This is a genomic window from Actinokineospora sp. NBRC 105648, assembly GCF_030269645.1.
Lineage (GTDB): Bacteria > Actinomycetota > Actinomycetes > Mycobacteriales > Pseudonocardiaceae > Actinokineospora.
This window is the reverse complement of the sequence record NZ_BSTR01000028.1, coordinates 29,741-48,476: the sequence shown is the minus strand read 5'-3', so window position 1 is coordinate 48,476 and position 18,736 is coordinate 29,741. Positions and strand designations below refer to the sequence as shown.

Below are 18,736 nucleotides of genomic sequence, written 5' to 3'. Positions count from 1 at the left end.
AGCTCCAACCCGATCGTGTGGCTCATGCCATCGGTACCGACCCAAAGTAGGTATCCGCTAACGGAGTGTGGAGTTATCCACTTTCGACATCACCCTTTTCAGCGATGCAGACTCGGCCGTAGGGGAGCCGATGATGAGTCCGACGCGTCGAGTGAACGGCGCGCGGAACGGACGGAGCAACGGTGGCCCTCGCCGGATCACTGCCGGTACCACGCCGGAGCACGCCCACCGCCCGGCTCGCGGTGGTGGTGCTGGTCGCGCTGGCGGCCGCGCTGGTGATCGGGAACCGGGTCTACCGGACCGCGGAGATGACCCTGGCGAGCGGGATCCTGCGGCTGACGACCGCCGGCGGGGTCTACCTCGCGCCGCAGCGCCAATCCGTCTACTTCGGACTCGGCACGGACCACGCGTTCGGGCTGCGGATGAGCCCGGAGTGCACCTCGGCGTTCCTCGTGCTGCCACTGCTGGTGATCGGCGCGGTGATGATCGCGCTGCGGCCCGCCATCACCGGGCGGGTGCTGGTCGCGCTCGGGATCGCCGCGCTGGCGGTGGTCCTGGTGAACCAGCTGCGGGTGCTGACGCTGGTCGGCCTGATCGACTGGCTGGGCACCGAGCGCGGCTACTACTGGGGCCACACGCTGCTCGGCTCGATGGTCAGCGTGCTCGGCGGCGCCGCGGCGCTCGTGCTGTTCGCGTGGCTGTCCACGCGCAAACCCAGGGACCAGCGGTGAACCTGGGTCTGCTGCTGGGCTTCACCCAGGCGCTGGCGCTCACCATGAGCGTGGCGTTCATGACCTACGTCTGCTTGATCGTGGTGCCCTACCTGCGCCACAAGCGCGCGGTGCCAGGCGATCCGTACCAACTGGAGTGGCACTTCTTCGTGCCCTGCCGCGACGAGGACGCGGTGGTCGGCGACACCGTGCGCTACCTGCGCGGGAACTTCCCGCACGCGCACGTCTGGGTCATCGACGACGACTCCGACGACGGCACGGTCGCGGTCGTCAGCAGGCTGCAGGGCCCCCGGCACGGCGGCGACCGCAACCTGCACCTGGTGCGCCGACACCGACCGCACGCCCGCACCGGCAAGGGCGACGCGCTCAACTCGGCCTACCGCGCGCTCAAGGACTGGATGGGCAGGCACGCCGACACCGACCGCGCGATCATCGTCGTGGTCGACGCCGACGGCAGGCCCGCGCCGGACTGCCTGGCCGTCTGCGCCGCGGACCACCTCTTCGGCGACGCCCGGGTCGGCGCGGTGCAGGTCGACGTGCGGATGAGCAACCGCGGCACTCCCCCGCCGGAAACCGGTCTGTGGAAGCGGAAGTTCGGCAGCGCGCTGGTGCGCATGCAGGACCTGGAGTTCCGCAGCGCCATCGCGGCGATCCAGATGTCGCGCGGGCGCACCGGCACGATCTCCATGGGCGGCAACGGCCAGTTCACCCGGCTGTCCGCACTGGACACCATCAGCACCGGCCACGGGCCGTGGCGGGGCGCGCTGCTGGAGGACTTCGAGCTCGGCGTGCACCTGCTCACCGCGGGCTGGAAGACCGGGTTCACCGTGGACACCCACGTCGACCAGGAGGCGCTCTACAGCCTGCGCCGGTTCCTGGCCCAGCGCACCAGGTGGGGCCAGGGCACCATGCAGTGCGGCCGGTACGTGCGCCGGATCTGGGACTCCACGCACCTGTCCACCCTGGGTGCCGCGGAGATGCTCTACTACCTGGCGCAGCCGTGGATGCAGCTGCTCGGCACGCTGATCTACCCGATCCCGTTCATCCTGCTGTTCACCCGCGCCGCCACCGACCCCGGCGAGGTCTGGGACTGGTTCACCGGCGGCGCCTGGATCCTGTTCGCCACCTACGGCTCGTTCGGGCTGCTGCCGTTCGTCATCTGGGGCCCGATCTACCGCAGGCGGTGCGAGCCGGAGAAGGGCTTCCTGCGCAGCGTCGGCTACGGGTTGGCCTACGCGCTCTACATCTACACCTTCTACATCACCTCATGGCGAGCGGTGTTCCGCCTGGCCCGCGGCCGCAACGGCTGGACCAAGACCAAGCGGAACACCGAGCGCCGCACCGGCGTGGTGGCGCTGGACCACTAGCGGCCCGGCGGGTTGCAGGACACCGACCCGACGGTCAGCGTGCCGCTGGCGGCCCCGCCGCCGCGCGGGTAGAGATGCACCTTGAGCACGTGCACGCTCTCCGACCGGAGGTCGGTCGGGTCGGCCGGGGCGGTGTCGTTGAACACCAGCCGGGCCATCGGCTGGTTCGGGTTCGGGCCCGGGATGATCACCGTGTAGTCCTCCGGCACCTCATCGGGCAGCGCCACCCCGGTGACGCCGCTGAGCGCCACCGACCGCTTGATCCCGGTCTCGGTGGTGGTGCAGCTCGCGGAGAACGAGCTGATCCCGATGGACGGACCGCCGTAGAGCGTCAGGCCGTTGACCTCGAAGTCCTGGCCGGTGACGTTCGCCGAGGCGACCCCGCTTTCCGGGTCGAACGCGCAGGTCCCGCTGCCGCGGCCGTACTTGACCAACCCGAAGTCGGACTCCGCCCCGGTGGTGGTGCCGTTGCCCGGGCCACCGGCGGCGCACGGCGCCAGTGGCCCGATGTCGACGGCCTCGGTGCCGAACAACGCCATGCCGCCGCCGACCGCCCCGCTGCTGTCCGCTCGGACCTGGGCGTGGGCGGGTACCGCGAACGCGAACACCCCCACCGCCGCGAGAGCGGCCACTCGTCGAGCTCGTCGTTGAGCCATCGTCGAATCCCTCCTCGTGTCGTCCTGAACTTCGAGTGGAGCCGACCACGACCAGCGGTGCCAGGCAGGACGCGAGTTCCACCCGCGAGAACCCCGACGCTCACCCGGTCGAGCGACGACACGCCTGACCGCGAGACGGGACTGACAGACCCCACCGGTACCGTCTCCGCCATGCCCGACTCCCTGCCCTCGCTGCGCGAGCTGCTCGCGACCGCGGTGACCGCGGTGGGCGGGGCGGAGCGCCCGGGCCAGGTCGAGATGGCCGAGGCGGTGCACCGGTCCTTCGGCTCCGGCGACCACCTGGCCGTGCAGGCGGGCACCGGCACCGGCAAGTCGCTGGCCTACCTGGTGCCCGCGGTCCGGCACGCGGTGGCCAAGGGCAAGTCGGTCGTGGTGTCCACCGCCACCATCGCGCTGCAGCGCCAGCTGGTCGACCGGGACCTGCCCCGGCTGGCCAAGGCGCTGGCGAAGTCGCTCAAGCGGACGCCGACCTTCGCCATCCTCAAGGGCAGGCGCAACTACCTGTGCCTGCACCGCCTCGACGGCCCCGAGGAGCCCGACGAGCAGGCGCTCTTCGACCCGTTCGCGGTCTCGCGGATGGGCCGGGAGATCACCCGGCTGCGGGAGTGGGCCAGTGACACCGAGGTCGGCGACCGGGACGAGTTGGTCCCCGGCGTGTCCGACCAGGCGTGGCGGCAGGTGTCGGTCTCGGCCCGCGAGTGCCTGGGCGCGTCCCGCTGCCCGATCGGCACCGACTGCTTCGCCGAGAAGGCCCGGGCCGAGGCGGGCCGCGCGGACGTGGTGGTCACCAACCACGCGCTGCTGGCCATCGACGCGCTGGGCACCGCCCAGGTGCTGCCCGAGCACGACGTGGTGATCATCGACGAGGCGCACGACCTGGTCGACCGGGTCACCTCGGCGGCCACCGGCGAGCTCTCCGCCGCTGCCACCTCGATCGCCGCCCGCCGCGCGGGCAGGCTGGTCGAGGACGACGTCGCCGACCGGCTGGTCGAGGCGGGCGAGGGCCTGGGGATGCTGCTCGAGGACGTGCCCACCGGTCGGTTGGACACGCTGCCGGAGCCGCTGGTGGCCACCCTGGCCGCGATCCGCGACGGCGCGCACGCCTGCGTCACCGCGATCGGCCCGGAGCGCAAGGACGACGTCGAGGCGGCCACCGCGCGCAAGCTCGCGCTCTCGGTGCTCGAAGAGGTGCACGACACCGCCGTGCGGGTGCTGGAGGCCTTCGGCCAGGACGACGCGCACCGCCGCGACGTGGTGTGGGTGACCGGCGACTTCGGCGCCACAACCCCGCGCCCGCCGACGCTGCGGGTCGCGCCGCTGGGCGTGGCCGGGCTGCTGCGCGAGAAGCTCTTCGGCGAGAACACCACGGTGCTCACCTCGGCCACGCTGACCCTGGGCGGCACCTTCGACACCCTCGCCCGGCAGTGGGGGCTGCCCAGTGAGCAGCGCGCCGGGGTCAAGGCGGCCGGGACGGCCACCGATAAGGAGCCCGGCGACGAGATCCGCTGGACCGGGATCGACGTCGGCTCCCCGTTCGACCACCCGCGCTCGGGCATCCTCTACACCGCCCGCCACCTGCCGCCGCCGGGCAAGAGCGGCCTGCCGCCCGCCTACCTCGACGAGCTGCGCGAGCTGGTCGAGGCCGCGGGCGGGCGCACGCTCGGCCTGTTCTCCTCGATGCGCGCGGCCAAGCAGGCCGCCGCCGAGCTGCGCGACAAGGTCGCGGTCAACATCCTCTGCCAGGGCGACGACTCGACCGCGCTGCTGGTGAAGAAGTTCGCCGAGGACCCGGCGACCTGCCTGTTCGGCACCCTGTCGCTGTGGCAGGGGGTGGACGTGCCCGGACCGTCGCTCTCCCTGGTAGTGATGGACCGGATCCCGTTCCCGCGCCCGGACGACCCGCTCGCCTCGGCCCGCCAGCGCGCGGTGGAAGCCCGCGGCGGCAACGGTTTCCTGTCGGTGGCCGCCACCCACGCGGCCCTGCTGCTGGCCCAGGGCGCGGGCAGGCTGCTGCGCTCGATGGACGACCGCGGCGTGGTCGCCGTCCTCGACCCGAGGCTGGCCACCGCCCGCTACGGCGGCTTCCTGCGTGCCTCACTGCCGCCGTTCTGGCCGACGACCGACCCCGAGGTCGTCCGCGCCGCTCTGCGCCGCCTGGCCGCGGCGAACTGAAAGTCCTGTTGTGCAGTCACGGATCAGCGGAGGTCGCGTGTCAGGCGAAGGTGGCATCACGGTCGACGACGACGGCGTGCGCAGACTGCTGGCCGACGGCTCCGAGGAGTCGGTGTCGTGGTCGGACCTCGCCGAGGTCGCGATCCGGACCACCCCGGAGGGCCCGTGGAAGGAAGACGTGTTCTTCCTGCTCATGAGCTCGGGCGGCGGCGGCTGCGCGGTGCCCGCCGGGCACCCGTCGGCCGACGACCTGATGAGCAGGCTGCAGTCGATGCCGAACTTCGACAACGACGCGTTCATCGAGGCCATGACCACCACCGAGGACGGCCTGTTCGTGGTCTGGCAGCGCTAGGGCCTGTATCGAGGTCGGGTCCGCAGGTCGGGCTGGGAGTTGGCGGTGTGGGGCGTGTCGGCGGCTGAGCGGGGTGAGATCTCCGGTAGTCGGTTCATGGACCGAGAAGGAACCTGGGCACCGGAGAGCTCGTGGACACCCTGGCGGTGACGGCGCGGTCGACCTGACGCGGGCAGTGGGCGGCGCTGGGGGCCGTCGCTGCCTGGACCGTCGCGGCCGGGTCGGCCGTCGTTGTGGAGTGACCGGCAGCTGATCGACGGGATCCGGTGGCGGTGCGCACCAGTGCCCCGTGGCGGGACATGCCGGTGGGGTGCCGGCCCTGGCCGATCGCCGCGATCAACGAATGGCCCTGACCGATTTCGGCACAGGCGCCAGCCGCGGTCAGACCACACCGGCCTGGTCAGCCGGTCGGCAGGAAGCCGGTGGCACCGTCGATGAGCTCGCGGACGATGTCCATGTGCCCGGCGTGCCGGGCGTTCTCCTCGACCATGTGCACCAGCACCCAGCGCAGCGACACCGTCTCCCCGGTCCACGGGACGGTGCCGGTGGCGTCCAGGTCGAGCTCGGCGATCACCGCGTTGGCGGCGGCCCGGGCCCGGTGGTGGAAGGCGACGATGTCGGCGGTGCTCTCGTGCGGCTCGGGCCGGATGTCGGCCTCCGGGTCGGCCGGGTCGTGCGCCGGGGCGCCGGACGGGCGGCCGAAGGTCTCGCAGAACCAGCCGTACTCCACCGTGGCCAGGTGCTTGACCAGCCCGAGCAGGTTGGTGTTGGTCGGCGTCATCGGCCTGCGCGCCTGCTGCTCGTCGAGCCCCTGGAGCTTCCACAGCACCACGTCGCGGTGCCGCTCCAGGCTCTCCAGCAGGATCACCTTCTCGTCGCCGATGACCGTCCCTCGATTTCCCATGCCCGCACGGTAGCCAGGTCGACCGACACTTTCCCGACGAGCGCGGTCGGAACGACCGGGCTCAGCACCACTGGGCGATGACGGTGACGGTGCCGGGGTCGACCTCGGTGAACCCGGCGTCGCGGACCGCGACCACCGAGCGGGTGCGCCAGGCCAGGTCCGGGTCGTCGCCGGGGTGCGCGGCGGCCCAGGTGGCGGCGTCCGGGGTGCGCACGGCGCAGCGGAAACCGTCCTCGGTCCAGGCCTTGAGGTGCTCGTCCTGGCCGGAGCCGTGCAGCAGGGCGGCGAGCAGCATGGTGGCATGGCCGACTTGAGCGGCGGCCTTGCCCGCGGTCATCGCGACGTGCGGGTTGAGCCAGAGCACCGGCCTGCCCGGTGGGGGCGGGCCGGGCTCGTCGTCGGGCAGTTCGCTACCGGAGATCTGCAGCCGGGACACCTCGCGCGGGGCCTCGGCGACGAGGCCGGGGACCAGTGCCCTGGCCTCGGCACCATCGACCTCGACGGTGGTGCCGGGCAGTTCCAGCACCGCTGCCCAGTGCGCCCCCCTGGCCCGGCGGGACACCTTGCGGATCCGGCCGCGCACCCAGGCGTCGACCTCGGCGTGCCACTCGCCGCCCGGCTCGGCCCGGGGGTCGAGGCAGACGGCGATGGCCGCCGCGGCCGCCGCCTCGAGCAGCGGGGTACGGCCGGGCGCCGGGTCGCGCTCCACGCGCAGCACCACGGGCATGGCGCGGACCGACTCGGGGGTCTCGTCGGCGGTGTCGTTGGTGGCCTCGGCGGGCAGCCGCAGCCAGGTCGCGTACCGCGCGGCCAGGGGGTCGAGGGGGTGGTTCACGGTCGTTCGGGGTCCAGTCCGTCGGCGGCGTCGGCGGCCTCCACCTCGGCCCGGGTGACACCGAGGACGAAGAGCACCACGTCAAGGTACGGGTGCGAGAGCGCGGTGTCCGCGACCTGGCGCAGTGCGGGCTTGGCGTTGAACGCGATGCCCAGGCCCGCGGCGCCGAGCATGTCGATGTCGTTGGCACCGTCGCCGACCGCGACGCACTGGGTCAGCGGGATGCCGTACTCGTCGGCGAACCGGCGCAGCGCGACCGCCTTGCCCGCGCGGTCGACCACCTCACCGGTGACCCGGCCGGTGAGCACGCCGTCGACCACCTCGAGCTGGTTGGCGGCCTGGAAGTCCAGTCCCAGGTCCTCGGCCAGCGGGGTGATGATCTCGGTGAACCCGCCGGACACCACGCCGGTGCGGAAGCCGAGGCGCTTGAGGGTGCGGATGGTGGTGCGGGCACCGGGGGTGAGCTGGAGCTCGCCCGCGACCTCGGCGAGCACGCCCACCGGCAGCCCGGCGAGCAGCGCCACCCGGCGGTGCAGCGACTCGGTGAAGTCCAGCTCACCGCGCATCGCGGCCTCGGTGACCTCGCGGACCTGGTCCTCGCAGCCCGCCTTGGCGGCCAGCATCTCGATGACCTCGCCCTGGATCAGCGTGGAGTCCACATCGAACACGATCAGCCGCTTCGCCCGGCGGGCCAGCACATCGCGCTCGACGGCGATGTCCAACCCGACCCGCACGGACAGCTCGGCCAGCGCCGAGCGCAGCGCGGTGTCGGCCTCGTCGGTGTCCTTGGGGACCGAGACCCGCAGCTCCAGCCCGGTGACCGGGTAGTCGGCGACCCGGCGGATGGCGTCGATGTTGACCTCGAGCGCGGCCAGCCTGCGCGCGACCTCGCCGAACGCGCGGGCCGAGACCGGACTGCCCAGCACCACCAGCACGTGCGAGGAGTTGGCGGTGGGCTGCAACGGGTCGACGCCGATCTCGACGTCCACCCGCATCGAGACGGTGGCCATGGCCTGCTCGACCGACTCCTGCAGGCCCTCGGCGTCGTGGTCGGTGCCGACCAGCGCACCGAGCACGAGCTGACCGCGGATGACGACCTGCTCGACGTCGAGGATGTCGACGCCATGCCGGGTCAGCGCGGCGAACAGGACCGAGGACACGCCCGGCTTGTCGGGACCGGTGACGGTGATGAGGACGGGGGTGTGGTGTGCGGCGGACACAGTTGTACGACTCCCATGCGGCGGGCCGTCAGTATCTCGGCACGAGCTGACGGACGGCTGATACAGCGGGACGGTCACGCCGGGTCGCGACGCGTTGAGACCTTCGGCGCTGAAGGCCGTGTGCGGCAACCATCCCATGGCTTGACGGGTGCCGGAAGGCTTGTGTGGCGTAGGTCTGGTTGCCGTCTTTGTTGCCTGGGTTGCGATCGGGGACGTTTTCGCGCTGCCGTCTTCGTTGCCCGGGTTACAAGCGTGGGCTCGATCTAGTGAACTCGCTTCGTGCGGGGCCCCTAGAGCACCGCGGTGGTGAAAAAAGGGCGGGTGAAGGGCATTCCCCACCACCGGCAAGTTTAGCGGTGCTCTCCCCCACACGAAGCGAGTCCACTAGATCGAGCATCCGTAGCGGGGCCGCCGGTACCAGCGGGCTTGGAAATTTGTTGCGTCTGGTAGGTAGGTGGGTGGGTGGTGGGTGAGGTCTTCGCCTTGGACCGATTGTCCCTGAAGGACAGCTATAGAAAAGACACCGCGAGCGGAACAAGTCCGCTCGCGGTGTCTCGATGGTATCTGACTTATCAGATCAATTGGGCAGTGTTGGGTCGCCCTTGGAGATCTCGTCGGGGTTCATCTTCTCGGCGAGGAGTTCCGAGGGGGCTGCCTTGCCGTGGCCGCGTGCGGTGAGGCCGACGTACTTGTCCGCCTCGGTGACCTCCCGCATGTGCGGGTAGTGCAGGTCGAAGGCCGGGCGCTCGGAGCGGATCCGGGGCAGCTCGGTGAAGTTGTGCCGTGGCGGTGGGGAGCTGGTGGCCCACTCCAGGGAGTTGCCGTAGCCCCACGGGTCGTCGGCGGTGACGATCTCGCCGTAGCGGTAGCTCTTGAAGACGTTGTAGATGAAGGGCAGCGTGGACGCGCCGAGGATGTAGGCGCCGATCGTGGAGATCGTGTTCAGCGTGGTGAAGCCGTCGCTGGCCAGGTAGTCGGCGTAGCGGCGGGGCATGCCCTCGTTGCCCAGCCAGTGCTGGACCAGGAAGGTGCCGTGGAAGCCGATGAACGTGGTCCAGAAGTGCAGCTTGCCCAGTGGCTCGTCGAGGAAGCGGCCGGTGATCTTCGGGAACCAGAAGTAGATGCCCGCGAAGGTCGCGAAGACGATCGTGCCGTAGAGCACGTAGTGGAAGTGCGCCACCACGAAGTACGTGTCGGACACGTGGAAGTCGATCGCCGGGGCGGCGAGCAGCACGCCGGTGAGGCCGCCGAAGAGGAAGGTGACCAGGAAGCCGACGCTGAAGAGCATCGGGGTCTCGAAGGTCAGTTGGCCCTTCCACATGGTGCCGATCCAGTTGAAGAACTTCACGCCCGTCGGGATGGCGATGAGGAACGTCATGAAGGAGAAGAACGGCAGCAGGACGGCGCCGGTGGCGTACATGTGGTGGGCCCACACGGTGACCGACAGGGCGGCGATGCCCAGGGTCGCGTAGATCAGGCCCCGGTAGCCGAAGAGCGGTTTGCGGCTGAAGACCGGGAAGATCTCGGACACGATGCCGAAGAACGGCAGGGCGACGATGTAGACCTCTGGGTGGCCGAAGAACCAGAACAGGTGCTGCCAGAGGATCACGCCGCCGTTGGCGGGGTCGAACACGTGCGCCCCGAGTTGTCGATCCGCGAGCAGGCCGAGCAGCGCGGCGGTGAGGATCGGGAACGCCAGCAGCACCAGCACGCTGGTGATCAGGATGTTCCAGGTGAAGATCGGCATCCGGAACATGGTCATGCCGGGCGCGCGCAGGCAGACGATCGTGGTCAGCATGTTGACCGCGCCGAGGATGGTGCCGAGACCACCGACGACCAGGCCGGTGATCCACAGGTCGGCGCCGACGCCGGGCGAGTGGATCTTGTCCGAGAGCGGCGTGTAGGCGAACCAGCCGAAGTCGGCGGCGCCGCCGGGGGTGAGGAAGCCGGTCATCACGATGATGCCGCCGAAGAGGTAGAGCCAGTACGAGAACGCGTTCAGCCGCGGGAAGGCGACGTCCGGCGAGCCGATCTGCAGCGGCAGCACGAAGTTCGCGAAGCCGAACAGGATCGGGGTCGCGTACAGCAGCAGCATGATCGTGCCGTGCATGGTGAACAGCTGGTTGTACTGCTCCTGGGACAGGAACTGCTGTCCCGGCACGGCCAGCTCGCTGCGGATCAGCATGGCCATCGCGCCGCCCACCATGAAGAAGGCGAACGACGTGACCAGGTACATGATGCCGATTTGCTTGTGGTCCGTCGTGCGGAACAGCCGCAGCAGGTACGAACCCTTGGCCGTCTCGCGAGCCGGATACGGCCGCGTGGCGATCGGCTGCGGGGCTACTGCCGTCACTCCTGCCTCCTGCAACTGATGGGTGGTGGACGTCCATCGTGAGCCGTTGCTGCTGGCTCGGAAGGGATCGTAGCCCGGCGCGACCACCCGGGCGCGCGTGGGCCGGGTGTGCTCTGGCCGACTCCGGGCGCAGTTGCCCAGGTCACACCGGCAGGACGGCGTACTGGCGCAGCACCAGGTCGGTGAAGGTCACCGGGCCGCGCGGGCCGGGGACGCGGTCGATGTTGATGCCGGTCTCGGGCACGCCGAGCAGGCGGAAACCGTCGAGCAGGCGGGTCGGCGCGTTCCAGAACACGCCGGTGCCGGTGTAGGCGGCGATGAACTCCTCGGCGGTGGCCTTGTCCTCGGTGACGATGCCCGCGGCCAGCCCGGAGGTCTCGGTGTTGGCGATCCGGGCGGCGTGCCGCAGGTCGTCGACCGGGGCGACGGTGACGGTGGCCTCGCGGTCGCCGTCGAGCGCCCACTCGTAGCCGATGGCGTGCTCGTGCGGGGGCAACGCGGCGCTGACACCCGCCGCCGCCAGGGCGGTCTGGATGCCGGGCAGCGCGGTGTCGTAGACGTCGCGGTGGACGAGGAGCAGGTTGAGCCGGTTGCACACGCCGAGCCGGTCGAGGCTGCGGGTGATCAGGTCGACGGCGAGCGCCGGGTCGGCCTTGGCGTCGTAGTAGAGGACCCCGCCGCCGTCGGCGTGCGCGAGTGTGCGCACACCGGACACCGCCGCCCGGCGGCCGAGCTCCCGGGTGCTCTCGCCGCTGCCGCGCAGGATGACCAGCGGGATCAGCGCGGGCAGGTCGACCAGGGCGCCCGCGGCCTCGCGGTCGGGGCTGGGGACGAGCTGGACGGCGTCGGGGTCGAGGTCGGCGTCCGAGAGCGCGGGCGCGATCACGTGCTTGACCAGCGCGGTCGCCGAGCGCAGGGCCGCCGCGCCGGTGCGCAGCACGCCCGCGTTGCGCGACTTGACCAGCTGGGAGGCGACGTCGACGGTCACGTTGGGGCGGGCCTCGTAGTTGGCGCCGATCACCCCGACCGGGCGGCTCAGCTCGACCAGGCGCAGGCCGCCCTCCAGCGTGCCGACCTGCCGGGACCGCTGCGGGTGGGCGACGCTCGCGAGCAGGCGCAGCTGCTCGGCCATGCCCTCCAGGCGCTCCCCGGTGATCCGCAGCCGGTCGAGCAGTCCGCCGCTCATGCCGCTCGCCTCGGCCGCGGCCACGTCCTCGGCGTTCGCGGCCAAGATCTTCGCGCGGGACGAGGACAGCCGGGCGGCCATCTCGGCGATGGCGTTGTCGATCGTCTCGTCCGAGGCCGCCGCGAGCGACGGGGCGGCCGCGAACGCCTTGGCCGCGCACGCGGACACGAGGTCGCCGATGGTCTGCTCGTCGGTCACGGTGGGTCCTTCCAGAGGCTGCCGGTTGCGCCCACGAGTCTGCCGCACGCGCGCGCGGGACCCGCGCTAGCCCTCCAGGCCCTCGACCTGCACCGATGTCTCGTAGAAGTGCGCGACGAGCCGCAACCGCCCCTCGTCGAGGTCCGGTCGCGGGTAGACGGCGTTGACGAGGGTCTCAACGTCGAACATGTGCAGTCCGGCGAAGACGGCCGCTTGGCGCGTCTCGTCCGGTTGGGCCGCGATGGCCGGTATGCGGAGCGCGGTGAGGTAGATGTCCTTGGAGTAGGACTCGATCGTCGGAGCCAAGCGGGCACGCAGCTCGGCGTCGGTGCGGGCGGCGAGCAGCAGCTCGAACCAGACGATGTTCAACGGCGAACGGGACGCCTCGCGGATGGCCCGCAGCACGTCGAGGAAGTCGTCACCACCCGCGAAGAACGGGGCGGTGCGCGCCAGGAAGTCGGCGAGCTGGCGGCGGCCGACCTCGGCGGACACCCGGACGACCAGGTCCAGCCGGGTCTCGAAGTGCCGGAAGAGCCCGCCGTGCGAGACCCCGGCCCGGCGGCAGATCTCCTGCACCGAGGCGCGGGCGTAGCCGACCTCGGAGATCGCCTCGATGGTGGCCTCGACCAGCTTGCCGACGGTCGCCTCCCGGCGCTCGCGCTGGGTGCGCCGCCGCGGTGCCGCAGGCTGCGTTGCTGCTGGTAGCTGGGCTGCTGGTAGCTGGGCTGCTGGATGAGGTGCTTGAGGCTGCGGTCCCGAGGGTTGCGGGGACGGGGTGGGCGCCGCGGGTTCGCTCATCGGGTCGACCTTTCGGTGGGGACCGCTCGGTGGTGACCGCCGTGTCAGACCGCTGTGCCGGTGTTCGCGCTGTGCCGGTGTCCGCTGCGGGCCTGTGCGGAGCACAACGCGCGAGGTGCCGGGAGGACGCGCGCCGGGACCGTTGGGTGGATCACGGGCCGGTGGCCGGGCTAGAGCAGCAGCCAGCCCGCCGCTAGCAGCACCGCGCCCAGGTTGACCAGGGCGAAGGTGCCGACCCAGAAGAACCCGGGGGCGCCGGTGAGCCGGGCGAGCTGGTCGGCGTCGGAGTCGCGGGCGTGCCCGCGCCGGCGCTTGGCCTGCAGCTCGGCCACCGGGCGGAGGCCGCCGAGCAGCAGGAACCAGGCGATCAGGTAGGCGAACGCGGCCTGGATCTCCTCGGAGGCCAGCCAAGAGACGCCGAAGAGCACCGCGCCGGTGGCCACGATGGAGAACACGCCGTAGACGTTCCGGATCATGATCAGCACACCGAAGAGCAGGACCGCGCAGACGACAAGCACCGCGGTGACCCGGTCGGTGCCCAGCAGGGCGGCGAACCCGAGGCCGAGCAGCGACGGCGCGACGTAGCCAGCGAGCGCGGTGCACACCATCCCCGGCCCCTCCGGCTTGCCGCGCGAGACGGTGACCCCGGAGGTGTCGGAGTGCAGGCGGATGCCCGCGAGCCGCCTGCCCGCCAGCACCGCGATCAGGGCGTGGCCCGCCTCGTGCACGATGGTGATCACATTGCGGGCGGGCCGCCAGAGCACGTTGACACTGACCAGGACGATCGCGATCGCGGCGGTGACCAGCACCATGGTCGCGGGCGGTTCCCACTGGTCGCCGAAGATCTGCTGCCAGAGGTCTGATTGGGCTGCCTGCACAGCACCGATCTTCCCCTAGGCGCTGTCCGGTGAATCTGGTGCGTGGGATTCATGATCCGCGTGGTTCCTGCCGCGCGGACGGGAAGCCGCTCGTACCTGGTCGTACTTGGGATTTCCGTCCGTGCGGCCAGGGGCCGCGCGGGCGCGGATAGCGCGTGCCGGACTCACCGGACAGCGCCTAGGCGGGTGGGTGCCAGTTCAGCAGTGGCGCGAGTGAGCGCTGGAAGACGGCGTCGGGAAGCAGTCGCAGGATGGTGTTGCGCAGCGGGGCGGCGGCGGAATGGGCGAGCACGCCAGCGGTCCTGGACTGCCGGGCGATGGATTGCGACCGGGGCCTGCGGAGGGCGTCGTACCGGGCGAGGTCGTCGGCGGTGCGGGCGAGCGTGATCGCGTCCTCCAGCGCTTGGCAGGCGCCCTGTCCCAGGTTGGGCGGCATGGCGTGCGCGGCGTCGCCGATTAGCGCTACTGGGCCGTGGACGAAAGAGCGCAGGGGTGGCAGGTAGTACAGGTCGTGCCTGAGCACCTCTTGCGTGGCGGCCAGGATCGCCGGGATCGGATCCGGCCAGTCGGCGAAGCGGCGGCGGAGCTCCTCCAGGTCACCGTGGGCGTAGACGGTGTTGGGCGGAAGGACCGCGGCGGCGTAGCAGTAGATCCGGTCGTCGCCCATCGGGAAGACGCCGACCACCTGCCGGTCGCCCCAGGTCTCGCTGCCGTCGAACGCCGGGATCCCGGCCGCGGGTAAGACCGTGCGCCACGCGGTGTGGCCGGTATAGCGGGGCGCCTGCGCGTCTGGCCAGAAGGCGGCGCGGACGGTGCTGCGCAGGCCGTCAGCGCCGACCAGCAAGTCAAACTCCTCGCCCGCGACGACCGCCTTCCCACCGCGCAGCTCGATGTCGCCAACCTGGGTTCCCGGCTGGAGGGCGTCGGCCGGAACGGCGTCGAGGAGGATCTTCAGCAGGTCTGCCCGGTGCAGTATGACCAGTTCGTCCGCCGACCCGACTCCGCGCGCGATCCACCGGCCGCGGCGGTCCCGGAACCCGCCGCGCCCCGGGTGCGCACCGGCCGCGCGCACCTGTTCCCCAAGGTCGAGTGCGTCGAGCGCGTGCAATGCGTTGCCCCAGATCGAGATCCCGGCCCCGACCTCGTCGAACGTGGCCGCCTGTTCGAAGACCCGCACCCGCCACCCCCGCGCGGTGAGCCCGGTGGCCACCGCGAGACCGGCGATCCCGCCGCCGACCACTGCCGCTGTCCGCATGTCCGCCTCCTCTACATCTGTAGAGGACTCTACCCTTGTAGAGGTGGACCGACGAGACCAGATCACCGACGTGGCGATCGCCACGCTCGCCCGCGAGGGCATGCGCGGGCTGACGCACCGGGCGGTGGATCGCGCGGCGGGCCTGCCGGAGGGGTCGTGCTCCTACTACTTCCGCACCAGGCAGGCGCTCTTGGCCGCGACGGTGGAGCGGTTGGCGGCACTGGACACCGACGAGCTGGCTCCGGTCACCCCGGTGCCCGCGCGGATCGACGCCGAGCGGCTGGCGGCGTTGATGGCGGGCATGGCCGAGCGCGCGGTGACGGTCAACCGGGACCGGATGCTGGCCCGCTACGAGCTCTCCCTGGAAGCGACTCGGCGCCCGGAGCTGCGGGCCGCGCTGGTCGCCGTCGGCGAGCGCTACCGGGAGCTGGCCGCCGCGCTGCTGGCCGCCGCGGGCGCGACCGACCCCGAGCGGCAGGGTCGGGCGCTGGTGGCCTTCCTCGACGGGATGATCTTCGACCGGCTGGCGGGCGCCGGGCGGGTGCCGCTGGCAGGCGCGGATTTCCGCCGCTCGTTCGCCGAGGCGCTTCGAGGGGTGCTCGACGCGCCCGCTGGGTAGCCTCCGGGCATGGCGAAGCTGACCTGGTTCCCGCGAGCCCTCGGGCTCGCCACCGCGGCCTACGGGGTGGCCGTGACCGTGCGACCGGCCCTGATGGCCGGACCCACCGGCCTGACCGACGCGAAGGGCGAGCCCTCGACCGGTGTGGCGCTGCTGACCAGGAGCATCGGGATCCGGGACATCGCGAGCGGGCTGGCGATGGCGTTCGCGCCCGCGGGCACGCCGCTGCGCGCGGCCATCGCGGTGCGGGTGGCCTCCGACGTGGGGGACGCCATCGGGTTCGGTGTCGGCCTGCCCGACGCCGACACCCGGCGCAAGGCGGCGTTGGTCGCCGGGGTGTGGGGCGGGCTGTGCGCGTTGTCCGCGTTGGCTTCCCGGCGGTGAACCCCTCCGCGTGAAGCACGCTTTGGGATCTCGCCCAGTGTCGGCTCCTTGTGGTTGACTGGCTGTGGTCGCCCGGATCGCCTTGGTGAGTCACCACGAGTCACCACTGAGCACGGTGGTTCGCGTGGCCGGGGTGTCCGCACCAGCGGTCGCCTCCAGCAGCATGGCTAGGAGATAAGCATGGCCCAGGGCACCGTCAAGTGGTTCAACTCGGAGAAGGGCTTCGGGTTCATCGCTCCCGATGACGGCGGCTCCGACGTGTTCGTGCACTACTCGGAGATTCAGTCGAACGGCTTCCGCACGCTGGAGGAGAACCAGAAGGTGCGCTACGAGGTCGGCCAGGGCGCGAAGGGCCCGCAGGCGACTGGCGTGACCATCGTCTGAGCATGACCTGAGAAGGGCCCCGCGCCGGTTCGCCTGCGCGGGGCCCTTCTTCTTTCCGGCTGTACTGCTTTCCCGCTGATCAGCGGCGGCAGGGATTGCCCGCCGGGTGGGTCGCGGTGCCGTGCAGGCCGACCTTGACCTCGGCGAGCACCACCCGGGTCAGCGGGGTGTCCAGGACCACGGCCTGGCGGACGAGCTGGCCGTTGACCTCGGTGCTGCTGTTGAGCCGCAGCGAGCCGACCACCAGCGGGATGGTCAGCGGCCGGGTGCCGACGGTGATCGGGGCGCCGTTGATCCGCAGCGTGGCGACGCTGGAACTGCTGTGCGACACCGGGGTCAGGCCGCCCGGTCCTGCCACGCAGGTGAGCCCGGCCTCGGCGTGGATGTCGCCGAGCTGGATGTTCGCCAGGCCGAGCAGGCTGACCGTCGCCGCGTTCACCGACGCCTCGGACTGCGCGCCGTCGCCCGGGCCGGGCGCGGTCTCCTGGTTGGCCGGGAACAGGTCGGTGCTGCCGGAGAGACCGTCGACCCGGACGCCGAGCAGGCTGACCGTCGGGACGAGCTTGCTGTCGGTGGCGCACGGGTTGTTGGGCGGGTTGGCGGCGGCGGCCGTGCTGCCCAGGACCGCCGCGGCCGTGGCCGCGCAGGTGAAGCCGCCGTCGCGGTCCCCGTCGGTGATCGTGCCCGTGCCGGTGGCGCGCAGGATTCCCGCGCCGGTCGCGTTGGCGAGGGTGACGCGGAAGTTCTCGGTGAGCTCGTCGAGGGTGTCGCCGAGGACGGTGACGGCCACGGGCCTGCTCAGCTCGCCGGGGGCGAAGGTGAGGCTGCCGGTGGCGGCGGTGTAGTCGGCGGGGGCGGTCGCGGAGGCGTTGGCCGTGACGAAGTCGACGGTGACCGGGCTCGGCGAGGGGCCGGTGAGCGAGACGGTGAAGGTCGCGGTGGCCGGGCCGGAGTCGGGCTCGACCAGGGTGACGTCGTTGACGGAGAGGCCCAGCACCCGGACGGTGGTGGTCTCGACGAAGCCCTGGGACACGCCGCCGACGAGGTAGTCGACCTGGCAGGTGTAGTCGCCGGGGGCGGCGGAGGGGCTGACCGCGACGGTCTCGGCGAAGGTGGCGGCGTCACCACTGGTGACCGTGACCGACGTCGGGCTGTTGGTGAGGGTCAGTTGCGGGGCGCAGGTGGTGACGACCGGCTCGACCGTGACCTGGATGGCGCGGATGCCGTCGAGGATGGCCTGGGAGACCTGGTTCGACGGGACGTTGTTGAGCAGGACGCCGCCGGTGGCGTTGACCAGCGCGGTGGCCTGACCGGCGGAGTCGAGGTTGCCGACGTTGACCGCGATCACGCGCACGCTCGCGGCGTTGAGGGCGGCGATGGCGGCGGCGAGGGTGTGCCCACCACTGGGGTCGTGCGACGGCGCGTCACCGAAGATGGCGACGATCCGGGTGCTGCCCGGCCGGAACGCGATGTCGCCGGTGGCGATCCGGTAGAGGGCGTTGATCTGGTCCTCGGGGAAGTCGCCGCCACCGCCCGCCGCCCACTGGTTGATGCCCGCCTGGACCGCGCCGGGGTCGCCGGTGAGCTGCTGGTTGACCCGGAACGGGATGGCGTCGGCGATGTCCTTGAACTCGGCGACCCCGAACCGGGCGGTGGGCTGGGCGGCCAGCACGTCGGCGGTGATGGCACCCGCGTTGGCCCGCACGTTGCCGATGGCGCCGCCCATGCTGCCGGTGGTGTCGGCGAGCAGGACGAGGTCGGGGTTCTGCGGGACCTCGGACGTGCGCACGGTCTTGCCCACCGAGGCGGTGGCCCCCGGCGCGAGCGTGAGGTCCACAGTGGACGGTGTGACGCCCGGGTCGGCGGTCGCGGGGGTGGTCAGGGCGAGGGAGCTGAGGATGGCGGCGGTGAGGATCAGGGGTGTTCTTCGGGTTTTCCGCACGGGCACTCCGATCGGGCTGGGATGTCGGGCGGAATGGTTCGCCGTGGACGGGCGGCGGGACAATGGGTGCGGGGCGGGACCACCGGAGAGGGTGGTGGGTGCGATCCGGTTGGTCTAGTGGTGTCCACTGTGGGTGGAGCGGATTGGGCTGAGTGGGGTGCCTGTTGGGGCAGCCTGTTGGGCTTGCGTGTTTCGTGTTGCTGGGCTTCCGTGTTGCTGGGCTGGGTCCCGCTGGGCTTGGGTCGTCTTCGGCTGGCGGCCTGCCCTGGTGGGGGGCGCGGGTGGGTGGGGGTGCTGGATTGGGTGGACCTGCTTTGTTCGGGGCCCCTAAGAAAAGAGGCGCCGGGGTGAAGCGGGTGGGGAAGGGATCACCCACGCCTGGGCCAGGCTAGCGCCTCTTTTCTCCCCGAACAAAGCAGGTCCACCCAATCCAGCAGGTTTGTTGCGCGAGTTCGGTTGGTGGGACCGAGGCTTCGAACCT

At 71.5% G+C, this 18,736-nt stretch carries 17 protein-coding genes; 7 read left to right on the top strand and 10 right to left on the bottom strand.

The annotated features are described in order from the left end of the window. The first annotated feature begins 182 nt into the window (after positions 1-182). Together xrtP and QSK30_RS22865 are read left to right on the top strand one after the other, a co-directional pair. On the top strand, positions 183-731 hold the full coding sequence (gene xrtP, locus QSK30_RS22870; RefSeq protein ID WP_285505669.1) for an exosortase P: 549 nt from the start codon (positions 183-185) through the stop codon (positions 729-731). Beyond that, a complete protein-coding gene (locus tag QSK30_RS22865) occupies positions 728-2,098 on the top strand; it encodes an XrtP-associated glycosyltransferase (RefSeq protein WP_502871871.1) in 1,371 nt (456 codons plus the stop codon). Before xrtP ends, QSK30_RS22865 begins: the two co-directional genes overlap by 4 nt. Here QSK30_RS22865 and QSK30_RS22860 read toward each other — a convergent pair. Continuing rightward, positions 2,095-2,754: a hypothetical protein gene (locus QSK30_RS22860; protein ID WP_285505668.1), complete on the bottom strand. Its 660-nt coding sequence runs from the start codon at positions 2,752-2,754 to the stop codon at positions 2,095-2,097. The genes QSK30_RS22865 and QSK30_RS22860 overlap by 4 nt on opposite strands. 171 nt (positions 2,755-2,925) lie before the next feature. On the opposite strand from QSK30_RS22860, the gene QSK30_RS22855 reads away from it, so the two are divergent. After that, positions 2,926-4,947, top strand: a complete 2,022-nt coding sequence (locus QSK30_RS22855; RefSeq protein WP_285505667.1) for an ATP-dependent DNA helicase — start codon at positions 2,926-2,928, stop codon at positions 4,945-4,947. Between the two features lie 37 nt (positions 4,948-4,984). After that, a complete protein-coding gene (locus QSK30_RS22850; protein ID WP_285505666.1) occupies positions 4,985-5,299 on the top strand; it encodes a hypothetical protein in 315 nt (104 codons plus the stop codon). A gap of 400 nt (positions 5,300-5,699) precedes the next feature. On the opposite strand, the gene QSK30_RS22845 is transcribed toward QSK30_RS22850, so the two are convergent. From QSK30_RS22845 to QSK30_RS22810, 8 genes are all read right to left on the bottom strand, one after another. Next, the gene (locus QSK30_RS22845) at positions 5,700-6,203 is read right to left on the bottom strand and encodes a DinB family protein (protein ID WP_285505664.1); all 504 of its coding nucleotides are present in this window, start codon (positions 6,201-6,203) and stop codon (positions 5,700-5,702) included. A gap of 61 nt (positions 6,204-6,264) precedes the next feature. Next, on the bottom strand, positions 6,265-7,038 hold the full coding sequence (locus QSK30_RS22840; protein WP_285505662.1) for a peptidyl-tRNA hydrolase: 774 nt from the start codon (positions 7,036-7,038) through the stop codon (positions 6,265-6,267). After that, positions 7,035-8,258: a phosphoserine phosphatase SerB gene (gene serB, locus QSK30_RS22835; protein ID WP_285505661.1), complete on the bottom strand. Its 1,224-nt coding sequence runs from the start codon at positions 8,256-8,258 to the stop codon at positions 7,035-7,037. The genes QSK30_RS22840 and serB overlap by 4 nt, the downstream gene beginning before the upstream one ends. A gap of 577 nt (positions 8,259-8,835) precedes the next feature. After that, positions 8,836-10,611, bottom strand: coding sequence for an aa3-type cytochrome oxidase subunit I (gene ctaD, locus QSK30_RS22830; RefSeq protein WP_285505659.1), 1,776 nt, complete (start codon positions 10,609-10,611; stop codon positions 8,836-8,838). A 142-nt stretch (positions 10,612-10,753) separates the two neighbouring features. Beyond that, complete coding sequence (locus tag QSK30_RS22825; protein WP_285505658.1) at positions 10,754-11,995, bottom strand: aldehyde dehydrogenase family protein; 1,242 nt, start codon at positions 11,993-11,995, stop codon at positions 10,754-10,756. Positions 11,996-12,061: 66 nt separating this feature from the next. Further along, entirely contained in the window at positions 12,062-12,793 is a 732-nt protein-coding gene (locus tag QSK30_RS22820; protein WP_285505656.1) for a TetR/AcrR family transcriptional regulator, read from the bottom strand. 170 nt (positions 12,794-12,963) lie between these two features. Continuing rightward, a complete protein-coding gene (locus QSK30_RS22815; RefSeq protein ID WP_285505727.1) occupies positions 12,964-13,605 on the bottom strand; it encodes a M50 family metallopeptidase in 642 nt (213 codons plus the stop codon). A 244-nt stretch (positions 13,606-13,849) separates the two neighbouring features. Continuing rightward, positions 13,850-14,926 carry an FAD-dependent monooxygenase gene (locus QSK30_RS22810; RefSeq protein WP_285505654.1) on the bottom strand — a complete coding sequence of 359 codons (1,077 nt, stop codon included), beginning with the start codon at positions 14,924-14,926 and terminating at the stop codon, positions 13,850-13,852. A 43-nt stretch (positions 14,927-14,969) separates the two neighbouring features. On the opposite strand from QSK30_RS22810, the gene QSK30_RS22805 reads away from it, so the two are divergent. From QSK30_RS22805 to QSK30_RS22795, 3 genes are all read left to right on the top strand, one after another. Continuing rightward, positions 14,970-15,545: a TetR/AcrR family transcriptional regulator gene (locus tag QSK30_RS22805; RefSeq protein ID WP_285505653.1), complete on the top strand. Its 576-nt coding sequence runs from the start codon at positions 14,970-14,972 to the stop codon at positions 15,543-15,545. A gap of 9 nt (positions 15,546-15,554) precedes the next feature. Further along, positions 15,555-15,929, top strand: a complete 375-nt coding sequence (locus QSK30_RS22800; RefSeq protein WP_285505652.1) for a hypothetical protein — start codon at positions 15,555-15,557, stop codon at positions 15,927-15,929. A 180-nt stretch (positions 15,930-16,109) separates the two neighbouring features. Further along, on the top strand, positions 16,110-16,313 hold the full coding sequence (locus tag QSK30_RS22795; RefSeq protein ID WP_285505651.1) for a cold-shock protein: 204 nt from the start codon (positions 16,110-16,112) through the stop codon (positions 16,311-16,313). A gap of 79 nt (positions 16,314-16,392) precedes the next feature. Here QSK30_RS22795 and QSK30_RS22790 read toward each other — a convergent pair whose 3' ends face one another. Then, on the bottom strand, positions 16,393-18,255 hold the full coding sequence (locus QSK30_RS22790; RefSeq protein WP_285505650.1) for a Calx-beta domain-containing protein: 1,863 nt from the start codon (positions 18,253-18,255) through the stop codon (positions 16,393-16,395). Positions 18,256-18,736 lie beyond the last annotated feature (481 nt).

Bases quoted from the DNA above. Each gene is read 5' to 3' on its own strand.
- QSK30_RS22860 (WP_285505668.1), bottom strand. From the start codon at position 2,754: ATGGCTCAACGACGAGCTCGACGAGTGGCCGCTCTCGCGGCGGTGGGG.
- QSK30_RS22800 (WP_285505652.1), top strand. From the start codon at position 15,555: ATGGCGAAGCTGACCTGGTTCCCGCGAGCCCTCGGGCTCGCCACCGCG.
- QSK30_RS22815 (WP_285505727.1), bottom strand. From the start codon at position 13,605: ATGGTGCTGGTCACCGCCGCGATCGCGATCGTCCTGGTCAGTGTCAAC.
- QSK30_RS22855 (WP_285505667.1), top strand. From the start codon at position 2,926: ATGCCCGACTCCCTGCCCTCGCTGCGCGAGCTGCTCGCGACCGCGGTG.
- QSK30_RS22795 (WP_285505651.1), top strand. From the start codon at position 16,110: ATGGCCCAGGGCACCGTCAAGTGGTTCAACTCGGAGAAGGGCTTCGGG.
- QSK30_RS22810 (WP_285505654.1), bottom strand. From the start codon at position 14,926: ATGCGGACAGCGGCAGTGGTCGGCGGCGGGATCGCCGGTCTCGCGGTG.
- QSK30_RS22845 (WP_285505664.1), bottom strand. From the start codon at position 6,203: ATGGGAAATCGAGGGACGGTCATCGGCGACGAGAAGGTGATCCTGCTG.
- QSK30_RS22820 (WP_285505656.1), bottom strand. From the start codon at position 12,793: ATGAGCGAACCCGCGGCGCCCACCCCGTCCCCGCAACCCTCGGGACCG.